13 protein-coding genes are annotated in these 14970 nt (G+C 61.9%); 3 read left to right on the top strand and 10 right to left on the bottom strand.

Annotated elements, in window-relative coordinates:
* Window positions 1-4 precede the first annotated feature (4 nt).
* The 3 genes from pepV to pepT are packed head-to-tail and all read left to right on the top strand — an operon-like array spanning window position 5 to window position 4231.
* The gene (pepV, locus tag ACFO3S_RS08580) at window positions 5-1519 is read left to right on the top strand and encodes a dipeptidase PepV (protein ID WP_378094391.1); all 1515 of its coding nucleotides are present in this window, start codon (window positions 5-7) and stop codon (window positions 1517-1519) included.
* The gene (locus ACFO3S_RS08575) at window positions 1500-2999 is read left to right on the top strand and encodes a M17 family metallopeptidase (protein WP_378094389.1); all 1500 of its coding nucleotides are present in this window, start codon (window positions 1500-1502) and stop codon (window positions 2997-2999) included. Before pepV ends, ACFO3S_RS08575 begins: the two co-directional genes overlap by 20 nt.
* Window positions 2996-4231, top strand: coding sequence for a peptidase T (gene pepT / locus ACFO3S_RS08570; RefSeq protein WP_378094387.1), 1236 nt, complete (start codon window positions 2996-2998; stop codon window positions 4229-4231). The genes ACFO3S_RS08575 and pepT overlap by 4 nt, the downstream gene beginning before the upstream one ends.
* Here pepT and ACFO3S_RS08565 read toward each other — a convergent pair.
* The 10 genes from ACFO3S_RS08565 to ACFO3S_RS08520 all read right to left on the bottom strand — a co-directional run bounded on the left by ACFO3S_RS08565 (window position 4188) and on the right by ACFO3S_RS08520 (window position 14940).
* Window positions 4188-4538: an MGMT family protein gene (locus ACFO3S_RS08565; protein ID WP_378094385.1), complete on the bottom strand. Its 351-nt coding sequence runs from the start codon at window positions 4536-4538 to the stop codon at window positions 4188-4190. The two genes, pepT and ACFO3S_RS08565, sit on opposite strands and share 44 nt — an antisense overlap.
* 122 nt (window positions 4539-4660) lie before the next feature.
* Window positions 4661-5770, bottom strand: a complete 1110-nt coding sequence (locus ACFO3S_RS08560; RefSeq protein ID WP_378094383.1) for an MBL fold metallo-hydrolase — start codon at window positions 5768-5770, stop codon at window positions 4661-4663.
* A 158-nt stretch (window positions 5771-5928) separates the two neighbouring features.
* Window positions 5929-6846: a polysaccharide deacetylase family protein gene (locus ACFO3S_RS08555; RefSeq protein ID WP_378094381.1), complete on the bottom strand. Its 918-nt coding sequence runs from the start codon at window positions 6844-6846 to the stop codon at window positions 5929-5931.
* Window positions 6836-8122, bottom strand: a complete 1287-nt coding sequence (locus ACFO3S_RS08550; protein ID WP_378094379.1) for an MFS transporter — start codon at window positions 8120-8122, stop codon at window positions 6836-6838. The genes ACFO3S_RS08555 and ACFO3S_RS08550 overlap by 11 nt, the downstream gene beginning before the upstream one ends.
* Window positions 8123-8275: 153 nt before the next feature.
* On the bottom strand, window positions 8276-8983 hold the full coding sequence (locus ACFO3S_RS08545) for a DNA alkylation repair protein (RefSeq protein WP_378094534.1): 708 nt from the start codon (window positions 8981-8983) through the stop codon (window positions 8276-8278).
* An 80-nt stretch (window positions 8984-9063) separates the two neighbouring features.
* Window positions 9064-10227 carry an iron-containing alcohol dehydrogenase gene (locus ACFO3S_RS08540; protein WP_378094377.1) on the bottom strand — a complete coding sequence of 388 codons (1164 nt, stop codon included), beginning with the start codon at window positions 10225-10227 and terminating at the stop codon, window positions 9064-9066.
* A 175-nt stretch (window positions 10228-10402) separates the two neighbouring features.
* A complete protein-coding gene (locus tag ACFO3S_RS08535; protein WP_378094376.1) occupies window positions 10403-12214 on the bottom strand; it encodes an ABC transporter ATP-binding protein in 1812 nt (603 codons plus the stop codon).
* A gap of 27 nt (window positions 12215-12241) precedes the next feature.
* Window positions 12242-13948, bottom strand: coding sequence for an ABC transporter ATP-binding protein (locus tag ACFO3S_RS08530; protein ID WP_378094374.1), 1707 nt, complete (start codon window positions 13946-13948; stop codon window positions 12242-12244).
* A gap of 487 nt (window positions 13949-14435) precedes the next feature.
* Entirely contained in the window at window positions 14436-14732 is a 297-nt protein-coding gene (locus tag ACFO3S_RS08525; RefSeq protein ID WP_378094373.1) for a DUF6509 family protein, read from the bottom strand.
* Window positions 14733-14736: 4 nt separating this feature from the next.
* Window positions 14737-14940: a hypothetical protein gene (locus ACFO3S_RS08520; RefSeq protein WP_378094371.1), complete on the bottom strand. Its 204-nt coding sequence runs from the start codon at window positions 14938-14940 to the stop codon at window positions 14737-14739.
* Window positions 14941-14970: the final 30 nt, after the last annotated feature.

Raw genomic sequence — 14970 nt, 5'->3', positions numbered from 1 at the left:
CTCTATGCGCATCGACTGGATGGAAGAGGCGCGGAGACGGCAGAACTCGCTGCTGCGCGATTTGTCGTCCCTCCTTGCGATTCCGAGCGTGAAGAATGAAGCCGCCGTCGGTCCCGGCGCCCCGCTGGGCGTCGAATCCGCAAGGGCGCTGAAGCGGATGCTGGGGTTGGCCGAACGGGAAGGGCTCCGCATCGCCAATATCGAAGGCATCGTCGGCTACGCCGATTACGACGGCCGCCGCTCGGCTGCGGAAGAGACGGTCGGGGCGGATCGGCCGGACGACTATATCGCGGTGCTCAGCCACGTCGACGTCGTCCCCGCCAGCGGCGAGTGGACTACGCCTCCCTTCGAGGCGGCCGTCCGCAACGGGAGGCTGTACGCTCGCGGCGCTCTCGACGATAAGGGGCCGACCATGGCCGCCTTCTACGGGCTGCTTATCGTGAAGGAGCTCGGCCTCCCGCTTCGACACCGGGTTCGGCTGATCTTCGGCACCGACGAGGAGACCGGCATGAGCTGCATGGACGCATACAACCGTCTTGAGCGTCCGCCGCTGGCCGGATTTACTCCTGACGCCGATTTCCCGATCGTTCATGCGGAGAAGGGTCAGGTGAACACCCGCATGACGCTTAAGCTGTCGGGCAGCGGCTCTGAAGACCGGGTGCGCCTGCGCGGCTTCCGCTCCGGCACCGCCGCGAATATGGTTCCGGACTCCGCCGAAGCGTTCGTCGGCGGCTCGCCGGACGAGCTCGCGTCGGTCGCGGCGGCTTACCGCTCCTACTGCGCGGAGCGCGGGCTGAGCGGCTCCGCCGCGGCCGATCCGCAGAGGCCGGAAGGCGCGACGATGCTGCTGCGGATGGAAGGCAAATCCGCGCATGGCATGGCGCCCGAGACCGGCGTCAATGCGGGGCTGCTGCTGCTCCAATTTCTCGATACGCAGCCGCTGGGCGGAGATGACGAGCGCTTTGTCCACGCCGCCGTCGAGCTGCTCGCCGCGGAGTCCTCCGGCGAAGCGCTCGGCATCGCTTGCCGGGACGATACGACGGGAGCGCTCACCGTCAACGTCGGCTTGCTCCGCTATGCGCCCGGCGAGAACGAGGCGTTCTTCCACCTCAATATCCGGTTTCCGGCCTGCGCGGACGGAGACCGCCTGCTGGCGACGCTGGACGTAAAGCTTCGGCCTTACGGCTTCCATCTTGCCGAGACGGTCGTCAAGCCGCCGCACGAGGTGCCGGCCTCCCATCCGATGATCGGGGCGCTGCAGCGCGTCTATACGGAGCAGACCGGGCAGCCGGCTGACCTGCTCTCGACCGGAGGCGGCACTTACGCCTGCAAGCTGCCGGGCTGCGTCGCCTTCGGCCCGCTGTTCCCTGGCGAGGAGGACACGGCGCATCAGCCGGACGAATCGATCTCCGTCGACAGTCTGCTGCGGGCAACCGCCCTGTACGCCCAGGCGATCTACGAGCTGGCCAACGTCGATTACGAGAAAGGAGGCGTTTCGGATGAGAGTGGACATCGTTGAGAGACCCGAGGAGCTTGCCGCGAGTTCGGGCTCGGATCCGGGCCCGTCGGAGGTCGTACTTCATCTTGCGTTCGAGGATCGGCCGGACGTTCCCGGACTGAGCGTCGCGCCGACTCCGTCCGCGGGCGCTCACGGCCGGATCAGCTTGCTGTACGGAGCGCCCGGAGAACGGCATGCGGCAATCGTCGGACTTGGCGGGGCTCTTCGCCTCGATGCGGAACGATTGCGGCGGGCAGCCGGCTGCGCCGCTCGGGCGGTCGGCCGCGAAGGCTACGCGGCCGCGGCGGTCGATCTCGGCGCAGCCGAGGACAGGCTTGACGCGGAAGCCTGCGTCCAGGCTTGGGTAGAGGGCTGGCTGCTCGGCAGCTATGCCTTCAACCGGTACAAGAAGGAAGCCGAACCCGGCGCGGTCTCTTCGCTTCGGCTTCGAATCGGAGGCGCAGACGGCCAGACGGCCGCCCGGTATGCGGAGAAGGCGCAGCTGCGCGCGGAAAGCACGATGCTGGCCCGGGACTGGTGCAACGAGCCCGCCAACGTCATGACGCCCGAACGGCTCGTCGAGGAGATCGAGCGGCGCTTCGCGGACTATCCGGATGTCAGCGTGCGAGTCTATCGCGGGGACGATCTGGCCGCATTCGGCATGAACGGGCTGCTGGCCGTCGGCCAGGGCAGCCGCCATGCTCCCGCGCTTGTGGAGCTGATCTATGCCCCCGATCCGACTCTGCCCTTGACCGCGCTCGTCGGCAAAGGGATGACGTTCGATATGGGCGGCATGAACGTGAAGACGGGACGGGATTTAAGCGAGGCTCGCTTCGACATGGGGGGCGCCTGCGCCGTCGCCGGGGCGCTCGATCTGCTGGCGCGCGGCGGGGCCGCAGCCCGCGTCGCCGCTCTCATCGCCGTGGCGGACAACGTGCCGGGGTCGGGCGCTATGCTCCCCTCCTCCATCGTCCGCTATCCCAACGGCCTGACCGTTCAGGTCGGCAACACGGACGCCGAAGGCCGGCTGATCTTGGCCGACGCTCTGCTGCACGCCCAACGGCTCGGCGCTTCCGAGATCGTCGACATCGCCACGCTGACGGGCAGCGTCGGACAGGCGCTCGGCCTGCGGGTCTCCGGCGTATGGGGAGATGCGGCCGTGACGGAGGCTCTGCGGACATGCGGCGAATCGTGCGGAGACCGGGTGTGGCCGATGCCTCTCGTCGACGACGACGAGGAGCTGCTGCGCAGCAGCTACGCCGATCTGAGCAATATCGGCTCCAGCGCTTACGGCGGCGCCTGCACAGCGGCGCTGTTCCTTCGCCGATTCGTCGGCGACGGCGTCCGGTGGGCGCATATCGATATGGCCAACACCGTCCAGTCCCCGGCGGATCGGGGCTACGAAGCGGCCGGAGCGACCGGCTTCGGCGTGCGCCTGCTGGCCGACTATATAGAACGGGCCTTCGGACAGAGGCCCGGAAGAGGAGCTGACACCCTATGAAGAACGAGATCATCGCCCGCTTCAATACTTATGCGAGAGTCGATACGCAGTCCGACGAAAGCCAGACGACGTGCCCCACGACGGCAGGACAGCTGACGCTCGGCCGGATGCTGGCCGAAGAACTGAAGGAGATCGGGATGCAGGACGTAACGATCGACGAGAACGGCTACGTCATGGCCACCCTTCCCTCCAACACGGACAAGGAAGTGCCGACGATCGGCTTCCTGGCGCACCTCGATACGGCGACCGATTTTACGGGCAAGGACGTTCGCCCGCAGGTTATCGAAGATTACGGCGGCGGAGACATCGTGCTGAACGCGGAGCGGCAGATCGTGCTGTCTCCGCGCGACTTTCCCGAGCTGGCCGGATACAAGGGCCACACCTTGATAACGACCGACGGCACGACGCTGCTGGGGGCCGACGACAAGGCGGGCATCGCCGAAATCATGACCGCGATGGCTTACCTGATCCGGCATCCGGAGATCAAGCACGGCCGCATTCGGGTCGCTTTCACGCCGGACGAGGAGATCGGCCGGGGGCCACGCCGCTTCGACGTGGATGCCTTCGACGCGCAATTCGCCTACACGATGGACGGCGGGCCGCTCGGAGAGCTGCAGTACGAAAGCTTTAACGCCGCTGCCGCCCGCGTTACGTGCACGGGCAAGATCGTTCACCCCGGTACGGCCAAAGGCAAAATGGTCAACTCCGCCAAAATCGCGATGGAATTCAACAGCCGCCTGCCCGTTCAGGAGGCGCCTGAGTTTACCGAAGGCTATGAAGGCTTCTTCCATCTCGTCTCCGTTCACGGCGACGTGGAGGCAACGAAGCTGACTTACCTGATTCGGGATTTCGACCGCGCCCGGTTCGACGGACGGAAGGCTCTGCTTGCGGCCGTGGCGGAGGAACTGCAGGACAAATACGGGAAAGGCCGGATCGTCGTCGAGATCCAGGACCAATATTTCAATATGCGGGAGAAAATCGAGCCCGTCCGCGAGATCGTCGACATCGCCCGGGATGCGATGGTGCGCCTCGGAATCGAGCCGATCGTCCGGCCGATCCGCGGGGGAACCGACGGCTCCCAGCTCAGCTATATGGGGCTGCCGACTCCGAACCTGTTCACCGGCGGCGAAAACTACCACGGCCGCTACGAGTACGTCTCCGTCGACACGATGCTTCAGGCGGTGAACGTCATCGTGGAGATTGCCCGGCTTGTCGAGCAGCGCTCTGCGTAACGGAAGGGACGTACCGGTAAACGTCGAGGTCGATAAGGCCGTTCAGGCCGAACTCGACCCCTTCGTTCTCCAGATAAAGCTTCTGCATGTAGCGTCCCTCGCCTTCCTGGATCGCAATCTCTCCTCTTGCGTTGACGACCCGATGCCACGGCAGGCCATGCTTCTCGCTTAACGAATGCAAGATTCGCACCACCTGCCTCGCCCCTCTCGGGCTGCCGGCGCATTCCGCGATCTGGCCGTAAGTCATCACGAAGCCCTCGGGAATGCTCTTCACGATCTCGACGACACGCTCCGTAAAAGGCTGCATCGCCCGTTTCCCTCCTTTCCCCCGACCCGGCCTTCGCGCCGTTCGGTTCTCTCGTCCCGTTCCGATACATTTGATCGCTTGCGTTTCGTCGCCGTTTCCTCTCGCCCGCTGCCCCGCAGCCGTTAAACCAACTCCGGCCTCCACCAGGCGCTTGCAGTCGGCCGCAGTTCCCCGATGCGCACGATCTCGCCGATTTTCGGCGTCGCGACCGTCACTCCGCGCTCGCGGGCCGCCTTGGCCGCGCGCTCGACGGGATCGGTCCAGGCGTGCAGCGCCAGCGTAAACGCGCCCCAGTGAATCGGCAGCATCATTCTGCCGCGGACGTCCTGATGCGCCTGAACGGACTGCTCGGGGAGCATATGAATCGAGGCCCATCTTTCGTCGTATTGGCCGCACTCCATCAGCGTCAGATCGAACGGCCCGTACTTGTCGCCGATCTCCTTAAAATGCGGCCCGTAGCCGCTGTCTCCGCTGAAATAGACGTTGGCCTGCCTGCCGGAGATGATCCAGGAGCACCAGAGCGTGGAGTTGCGGTTGCTGCCGATGTTTCTGCCGGAAAAATGGCGGGCGGGGGCGCAGACAAGCTTCAGCCCTTCATACTCCAGCTCCTCCCACCAGTCGTGCTCCGTAATGATGCCGGGGTCGACTCCCCACCTCTCCAGATGGGCGGCTACGCCCAGCGGCACGATATACCTGCGAACCTTGCCGCGAAGCTTCTTGATCGTGCCGTAATCCAGATGATCGTAGTGGTCGTGAGAGATGACCACAGCGTCGATCGCCGGCAGCTGGTCGATCTCGATCGGCAGCCGCTTGCTGTAGCGGCCGCCGCCGATCAGCGGAACCGGCGACGGCGCACGCCCCAGCATCGGATCGAGGAAAATCGTCAAGCCGTCTAGTCTGAGCAGCACGGCCGAATGGCCGAACCACGTCGCCGCCGGGCCCTCGCTCGAGCGCAGCCGTTCCGGCGACAGCCTCTCCGTCTCCAGCGCTCCCTTCGGCCGGCGTTCGGGATGGCCCTTCAGCATATCGACGAGAACCTTCATCCCCGTGCGGAAATCCATATTCATCGTCGTCGGAATTTGGTTCTCGAACTTGCGGTCCCGGCTTTGCGGCGAAGCTTCGATCCGCCGCTTGCTCTCGCGCGACGTCTTGCCGCCAAGAGGCGGATAATACCGAACGATCAAAAATCCCGTGATCGCAACGACCGCCAGAATGAGGACAACAGTGGCCATGATCATCTACCTCGGCTTTCGTGAGCTGATTTTTGCGAATACTCGCCCCTGACGGGCTTATATGGAATATGGTATACCTATTGCCCGCGAAAATCCAATCGCCCGGCGACGCCCCCTCGCACAAGAAGAGCAAGGGACGGCGCACCGTCCCTTGCTCTCTATTTTCTCATCAGCTCGCGCGTCAGCGCGAACGCCGACCCGAATCTGGAAGCTCTGCCGTGCTCGCGGATGTACGCGTAATCGACCATCGTAACGCCGGCGTCCCGGATCGCGTAGGCGAAGTCCTCGTCCAGCATCAGCCGGTATTCCCACACCCTTTTCTCCCAATGCGGCACCCGTTCGAGCATGCCGGCATCCTCCACGGCCGGGTGAATGTAAGTCTCGCTGATTCCTTCGGGCAAGTCGTAGAGCTTGCCGATCAGCTCCTTTTTGAACGATTCGTAAGTCTCTCCCTCCTGCACGTGGAACGCATGAGACAGCAGATAATCGGGAATCGCCACGCCCAGCAGCCCGGCCAGCGCCGACGCCTTGGCCGCCGCCCGTTCGACTCCCGGAATCGCGGAGAGCAGACGATCGGACGGATGGACTTTGCGAAAAATCCGGAAGGGCAGCCTCCACCTGGCGCATAGCCTGAGCACGTGGGGGATATGGCTTCTGCCCGTCGCGGTGCCGTACAGACTGCCCATATGATTGTCGCCATGGCTCAGCCGCAGCCCGTGGCGAACCGCCTTCTCGTACTGGGCCTTCAACTCCTTCATGACAGCCCCGGTATCGGCATGCCGCTCGAAGGCTTCAACCGTCTTGTGCATATGGCCGCTTTCGTCGTGCAGCGTGGGATGTCCGGTCAGACTGGTCCAACGGATCGCGTCGAACTCGCTGGTCAACGTCAAATGCAGCCCGACGTTCGTCTGCCCTCTTCGTCTGCACCACTCCGCCGCTTCCTCGAAGCCGGGAGCCGGGGCCATGATCGTCGCCGAGGACACCCGCCGCTCCTCGAGCAGGTGCATGATGGCGGCATTCATCGGCGCGCTCTGGCCGAAATCGTCGCAATTGATCACCAGACGCTTAAGACTCATTCGCAGGCTTCCTCTCTATTTTCACGAAGTAAGAAATGGCAATCGAGAACGCAAGCAGCACCAGAGGCACGACGCTGATCAGATAGCGGAACGTCATCTCCGGATTCGGACCAGGATTGTCCCCGCTCTCGTAGCCGAAAATCACTCCGACGATCAGGAAGGCCAGCGCCGAGATCAGTCCGCTCGACCGCACGATAAAACCGCTGACCGCCGTATAGATGCCCTCCCGCCTGCTGCCCGTCTTTTCCGCATCCAGATCGATAATGTTGCTGTTCACCATCGGAGGCGAGACGAGGAAGCCGGCCAGCCCGAAGCCGACGATCACCCCTGCGATCAAGCCGCTGATCAAGTCGGTGCCGAACCACAGCGGAATGACGGACAGCGCATAGGCGATGAACGACAGTCTCCAGCCTTTCACCGGATCCATGCGGCGCAGCAGCCAGTACCAGACGCCGACGAGAGGAATGACGGAGACGAAGACGGAGGCGAGCAGAATCGTATTCTGGGCCTCGGGAATTTTCAACACGTATTTGGCGTAAAAAGGAATGGTGGCGCTGAGCAGGCCGTTGACGGTCTGGGCGAAGGAATTGGCGAGGTTCACCAGCCAGAACGGCTTGTTGCCGAGCGTCTCCTTGAACGCCTCCTTCAGCTTCGGCTGCGGAGCCCTGCTCGCCTCCGGATCCTCCTTCACGAACCGCAGACAGACGATCATCAGCAAAGCGAACGTCAGCGCGTAGACGATGGCCATATTGCCGAAGCCCATCGCGTCGAACAGGATCGGCGTCAGCGCCGTCCCGATCAGCAGCGCGACGATCTGGAACCCCTGCTGCACGGCGGAGGCTTTCGCGCGGACGCGGTCTCCCCGGAACAGCTCGGCGAACAGCGCGCCGTAGTTTACCCAGATTACGGTCGCCACCGCTTCATAGAAAATAAGGGCGATGAGAAACCAGGTGAACAGCCCCGTCTCCGACAGGTTCGCCGGAGGCGAGAATACTATCACGAACGCCAGCATGAAGAACGGAATCGCGCCGTAAATCCAGGGCCTTCTTCGCCCGTATTTCGTCTTCGTGCGATCGGACCAATACCCGAACAGCGGCTGATTAACTGCGTCCCAGATCATGAAGATCGTCCGCGCCAGCGTCGCCAGACCGATGCCCAGCCCCAGCTTATCCACGTAAAAATAACTGTAGAACGTGCTGAACGCCTGGCTGGGGATCATCATCGCCAGCATCCCGAAGGCATACATCATCGGGGTATTCGTAAGCCTCTGTCGCATGGAAAAAACACCCTCCGGCCTCTTTGTATTGTAAACGCATTCAACACAAATGCTGCTTTCTCCTTCTTATCTATTCGGCTTTTGGCGAATTATCCGATCTTTTTTCCGTCCCGTATGCCTCCGGCCGGAGAGCTCCCGGTTGGGCTTTAACGACTAACAGATGCAGGTCTTTCTCTTGCGCCCGGTTTTGCCCGCTTCCAGAACCTTGACGATATAGTCGGCGGCCAGCGGCACCTTGCATGCGGTCTGTCCGACATCGACGCTTACCTTGCCGATCTGCCGGGCCACGCGCTCCGCTTCCTCGCTAAGCGGCGACACGTAGCAGCCGACCGCGATGACGAAGCCGTTCATCGTGTAGCGGACGCGGTTGCGCTCGTCATGGATCGTCCGTTCGATCCGGTGCAAATAAGCCTGAATCTCGTCCGGATTCAGCCGGTCGTCGGGCGTAATCGAGACGTAATTGGCATACGTGCTCCACCCGCAGGCGGCGATCGTCTCCTCCGGCGACTCTATCCATTCTCTGGCAAGCTCGAGGGCGTACGGGCTCTCGGCGGCCACGCCGGCGACCGTATATTCCGCCGTCGCGTACCACCGGGCCTTCCGCGCCCACTCCTGAAGCATCTCCTTGGTCGCCGCGCGCGGATCGACGGTCAGTCCCGCCAAGTACATCGCATCGCTGTTCCCCGTCTCATAGAGAGCTCGGGCGAGCGCCTGGTCCTTCTTCACGTCCTTGACGAGCTTCTTCAGATCGCCTACCTTGACGCCGAACAACGGCTCGCTGGCCCCGTGCCTCAGAAACGTATTCTTCGTCTGCTCGGATCCCATCTCCTCGAGCTGGTCCATTACCTCTTCTAGTGTCAGCGGCATAACCGTTCCTCCATCGCAAGGAGGCGCCTCCGCCGAATTCCGGCAAGCAGGCGCCTCTTTTTTCAGTTTCGGACTTACAGACTTGACTTCAGGATATTCAGGACATCGTCCCGCGACAGCAGCTTGAACGAGCCGATCGGCCCGAAGCGCGTCGCTTCGTCCGCCATCCGTTCCAAATGCTCGTCGTTAATGCCGACTTCGCCAAGCGTCGCGGGCGCGCCGATCCTCGTAAAGTAAGCCCGGGTCGCCGCGATGCCTTCCAGCGCGATCTCGTCGTCGCTCTTGCCCGTCGGATCGACCTGCCAGACCCGAACCGCATACTGTACGAATTTGCCAACGCGCTCCTTGTACACGTATTTCATCCAGTTCGGGAACAGGATCGCCAGGCCCGCCCCGTGCGCAATATCGTAGATGGCGCTGACTTCGTGCTCGATGCCGTGCGTCGCCCAGTCCGTCGTGACTCCGTTAGGAAGCGTGCCGTTCAGCGCATATGTACCGGCCAGCAGCAGGTTCGCCCGGGCGTCGTAATCGGTCCCGTCCTCCAGCGCCTTCTCCCCGTTCTCGATCACAGTCAGCAGAACCGCCTCCGCAAGCCGCTCCTGCAGCGGAATGTCGGTCGTCAGCGTAAAATACTGCTCGAACACGTGCGACATGATATCGACGATTCCGTTCACCGTCTGATCTCGCGGAACGGTGTACGTCAGCTTCGGATCTAATATGGAAAAACGGGGATACACCAGCTTGCTGCCGAGCCCCCTCTTCTGCTTGGTCTCCCAATTGGTGATGACGGCGTTGCCGTTCATTTCCGAGCCCGTAGCCGCAAGCGTCAATACGGTCCCGAGCGGCAGCGCGTCTTGTATGACCGCCTTGCGGATCGTAAAGTCCCATACGTCGCCGTCGTATACGGCTCCGGCCGCGATCGCCTTCGACGCATCCAACACGCTGCCGCCTCCGACCGCGAGAATGAACTCGATGTCCTCCGCCCGGCAAATGTCGATGCCCCGGTTCACCGTGGAGAGGCGCGGGTTCGGCTCGACTCCGGAAAGCTCGTGGACCGTCGCGCCGATATTCCGGAGCTCGAACATCACTTCGTCGTACAGCCCGGTCCTCTTGATGCTTCCTCCCCCGTATACGAGCAAGATCCGCTTTCCGTAGGGTTCGATCAATTCGCCCAACTGTCCGACCTTGTCCGCTCCGAACACCAGCTTGGTCGGATTGTACCATTCAAATGCGTTCATGCTTCGTATTCCCTCCTAGGCGCTCGCGCCAAAAATGGGTGCTTCCTCCTCTAGTGTACCATTCTTCGGTCCCGCTAGCACAACTACTTGTCTTGGCTAACGCGGAACGCGCCTCTCCCGCCTCTGCTGCGGCCTGCCGGACCGTTAGACGGCTCACTCGCGCCTCGGTCTTCTTTTAACTTATGGAGCCCCCGGCCGAAGACTGCCGACAGGAGCCGAGTGAGGCTTTAGCCAGCAAGGACGTCTTCTCCCCCGTCTGGAGCTGATACATCTTGAAGTAGCGACCGCGGAGCGCCATCAGCTCGTCGTGGGTGCCGCGCTCGACGATCTCGCCGCGGTGCAGGACGAGAATCTGGCTGGCGTCGCGGATCGTGGACAGCCGGTGCGCGATGACGAGTGTCGTACGCCCCTCGCTGACGACCTTCAGCGCCCGCTGGATCATGCCCTCCGTCTCGCTGTCGATGCTAGCGGTCGCCTCGTCGAGAATGAGGATGGACGGATTAAACGCCAGCGCCCGGGCGAAGGAGATCAGCTGCCGCTGGCCGGAGGACAGCGTGCTTCCCCGCTCAACGACCTGTTCGTCGTATCCGCTGGGCAGCTGCTCGACGAACGAAGACGCCCCGACATCGGCCAGCGCCCGCTTCACTTGATCCAGCGAAATTTCCGGGTTGTACAAGCTGACGTTAAACTTGATATCCCCGGCGAACAAGTACGGATCCTGCAGCACGATGCCCATATGCTTGCGGAGCTCCTGCTTGGACAGCGCGGAAATGTCGACGCCGTCGATCGTAATCTTGCCCGAGCTCGGCTCGTAGAAGCCCAGAAGCAAATTGAGGATCGAGCTTTTGCCCGAGCCCGTATGCCCGACGAGCGCCACCGTCTCTCCTTGACGCGCCTCGAAGGAGATGTTCTTCAGCACGTGGTCCTCCCCGTTGTACGCGAAGGTGACGTTCTCGAACTTCACCTCGCCCTTCGGCCTAACCGCTTCGGAAGCATCCTCGACCTCCCTGCCCTCCATGTCGAGAATGGCGAACACTTTATCGGCGGAGACGAATGCCCGCTGAGCGTTCATTAGCTGGTCGAATATGCCGATGATCGGGTTGAAGATCCGCCCCAGATAGTCGATGAATGCGTACAGCACCCCGAACGACAAGGCGGCGCCGGATAGCGAGAGGCTGCCGAAATGCCAGATGACGAACGCCGTTACGAGGCTGCCGATCGTGCCGACGATATTCCGCGAGGACAGGGAGAACACGCGGAACTGCTTGACCTGCGCAACATAGCGATCCTCGTTCAGCCGATCGAACTCCTCCAGCGTCGCTTTCTCCCTGCGGAAGGCTTGGATAATCGGCATGACGGCGATCGATTCGTTGATCATCGCGTTCATATCGCTGAGCCGCGCGCGCATAATCGATACGTACTTCTTGGAGAACTTCAAATGAAAGTACATAATTACCGCAAACACGGGAGGAAGCGCCAAAGTGTACACGGCAAGTCGAGCGTCCAGAATGAACAAGGCCGCATAAATGCCGAGCAGATGCGCGAAGCTGACGACAAACGTGGCCATGAAGCTCATGAACAGCTCCCGGATCGCTTCCGTATCGTTGGCGACGCGCGACACGATCTGACCGGCCGGCGTATTATCGAAATAGCGGAGAGGAATGCGCTGAATATGGCGCATGACGTCCATTCTGATGTTCTTGATAATGCGAAGCGCCGTAGATTGCAGCAGATAGGACTGCGAGAAGTTCAGCAGGCCCGATACGAGTATCAAGCCCAAATACAGCCCGAGCAGCCCCAGCACCGAATCGATGTCGCCGGAGCGCGGCGGCGTCAAGTGCCCGTCGATAATCGTCTTGATAATGAACGGGCCGCCCAACTCCGCGCCTACCGCACAGAGCAGAATCGCCAAAGCCCCGACGATCCGGTATTTGTAGACGAATGCGTAAGAGAGCAGCCTGCTCCCCGTTGACCGTTGGGATTTCATACGAACCTCCGATCCTGTTTGTCCAGTTCAGTCCTCCAAGCCTGCCTCCATCTGCTGACGGTCCCATTGCTGCCGGTACCAGCCGCCCAGCAGCATCAATTGCTCGTGAGTGCCCTCTTCCTTAATCCGGCCTTCGTCCAGAACGACGATCCAGTCGGCATGACTGACGGCGGACAGGCGGTGCGTCGTTATCAGCGTCGTCTTGCCGACTCGCTCCCGCCGGATGTTGGCGACGATGCGGCTTTCGGTCCTGGCATCCACCGCGGACAAGGAATCGTCCAGCAGCAAAATCTCGGCGTCGGTCAGCAGCGCGCGAGCGATGGAGAGCCGCTGCTTCTGCCCTCCGGACAGCATGACGCCGTTCTCGCCGATCAGCGTCTCCAGACCTTGCGGCAGCTGGGCGACATCTTCGGCGAAGGAAGCCATCTCAACCGCTCGGTCGATCTCTTCCGGCGCGGCTTCCGGCTTGCCGAGCGCGATGTTGTCGCGGATCGTCTTGGAGAGCAGCAGGTGCTCCTGCGGAACGTAAGCGATCCATTGCTTCATGCGGTCGAGCGAGATGCTTTCCGCCGGAAGATCGGACACGTACAGCATCCCGGGAGACAGCGGATACTGTCTCAGAAGCTGCTTCAGCAAGGTGCTCTTGCCGCTTCCGGTTTTGCCGACGACGCCCAGTGTCTGCCCCCGCTCCAGACGCAGAGATACGCGGATCAGGCTGGGGGCAGCGGCCGTCGGATACGTGAATGACAGCGCCTTCAGCTCGATCGACTCGGGAACGTCCGGCTCGAGCGGATCGGCGGCGTCCTGCACGTCCGCTTGCTCGGTCAGCACGTCGTCGAGCCTCCCCGCCGAAGCGCTGCCCCGCTGCAGCACGTTGATAAACTCGCCGAAAGAGATCATCGGCCAGATCAGCATGCCCAAGTAAATGTTGAAGGTGACGAGCTGACCCAGCGAGATTTCGTCCCGAAAAACCAGATAAGAGCCGTAGCCGATTCCAATCGCGTAACTGGCTCCTACGATCAGAGAAATCAGGGGGTGGAACAGCGCGTTCAGCAGCGCCACCTTGCGGTTCTTGTCCATCACGTCCGTCGTCATCCGGTCGAAGGCTTGCAGGTCGGCCTTCTCCTGAACGTAAGAGCGAATGACCCGAATGCCGGAGATCGCTTCCAGCACATGGTCGTTCATGCGGCCGAACGATTCCTGCGCCGCCGTGAACCTCTCGCGGACGATGCCCCCAAGCTTGCTGATGACCACGACGAGAAGCGGCAGCGGAACCAGCGCGGCGATCATTAGCTTCGCGCTGATGAAGCTGAGCATCATCACGACGACGACCGAGATGCCGACCAGCGTATTGACCAGCGTCATGACGCCGTAACCGGCAGTCTGTCCGATCGCCAGCACGTCGTTGGTCGCCAGCGCCATCAATTGCCCCGTGCTGTGGCGCTGGAAGAACGAGGGCCGCATTGCGGTCAAATGCTTAAGCAGTCGAAAGCGAAGCAGCTTCTCGATCAATACCGAATTGCCGAACAAAGTCGTAATCCATATGTAAACGAGGACGTAAGTGATTAGGGCAAGCCCGACCAGCAGCAGCACAGTCCGGCTCAGTTCGGCGGACGTCAGCGCCCCTTGCTCCATCACGTCGATCTTGTTCCCGATGAGCCGAGGCGGAATCATCGACAGCAGACTCACCAGGGTCATTAAGCCGATAGCCAGCGCATAGCTCCTCCATCTCATCTGGAAAAACCACTTTAGACGAATGACGAACGACAGAGCCCCCGCCCTCCCCTTTTACCATTTTCTGTGCACATGCTTCGATCTTACCCGCTTAGGAACGTTCCCGTCTACACGAACATAACCTTAAATTTCCGGATGTCGCAGAAGAAAATCTCGTATTGTGGCCTTATGACCCTGGATTACGCAGCGGAAGCGCCGGGACCGCAGAGCAATCAAACTGCAGCGCAAGCAGGCGGTCGCGGAATGGCGACCACCTGTGGATACGATTCTCCGTGCGGGCTCGTGTTTGAAATTTTGGACGAGTGACGAGCGCCGATCGAACGGGTGGGACCTCGAGGCTTTACGGCGGCCCGGGGCGTATCCGGCGCCGTCCAAGCGTTCTCACCCGATCCGGCCCCGGCTGCAGCTCCAGTTGGACCGCACTGGGCAGGCTCTAACCGGACTCGGCCGGGCTAGGGCTTGCGCTTGCCGCGACGGGCGCAACCCGCTATTCCTCGGCCTCCGCGTAGCGAGCCTTGCAGAAGTCGGCCAGCGCCGCTTCCTCCTCGTCCTCCAGCTCGGCGTCGAGATATCGGCCTGTCGACTTCTCGTACAGTCCGTAGCTGACGACGGCCGCTTGCTCTTCGTCCACCTTGTAGACCGCCTTGATCTCGATCCCGCCCGGGGAGTACAGCTCGTCCTCCTCGTCGAGGTCCAGCTCGATGACGAATTCGTAACGCTTGCCGGACAAAATCCGAAAAGGGTCCTTCACCAGCTCTACGCTATATTCGGTAACCGCCAGCATCTTCTCATCCTTCCTCGTGCTCGATGTCCTCATTATACACATTTCCACGTACATCGACGATCATGCCTCCTTCCGCCCCGCCGGGCCGCAATCCATGCGTCTTTGCAGCAGCAAGCGCCTCCCTGTCTTCGAACGCCAGCACGCAAGCGCCGGCCAGACTCGACGGGCGCGTCCCAACAACCTTCCGCAGCTCCGATATGCAGCTCAATGGCTCGTCTCCTTTTCCCCGAAGGGGGTG

It is taken from the genome of Cohnella hongkongensis (assembly GCF_042654645.1).
GTDB lineage: Bacteria > Bacillota > Bacilli > Paenibacillales > Paenibacillaceae > Cohnella > Cohnella hongkongensis.
The sequence above is the reverse complement of the archived record's forward strand: the minus strand, read 5'-3'. Positions and strand labels throughout refer to the sequence as shown.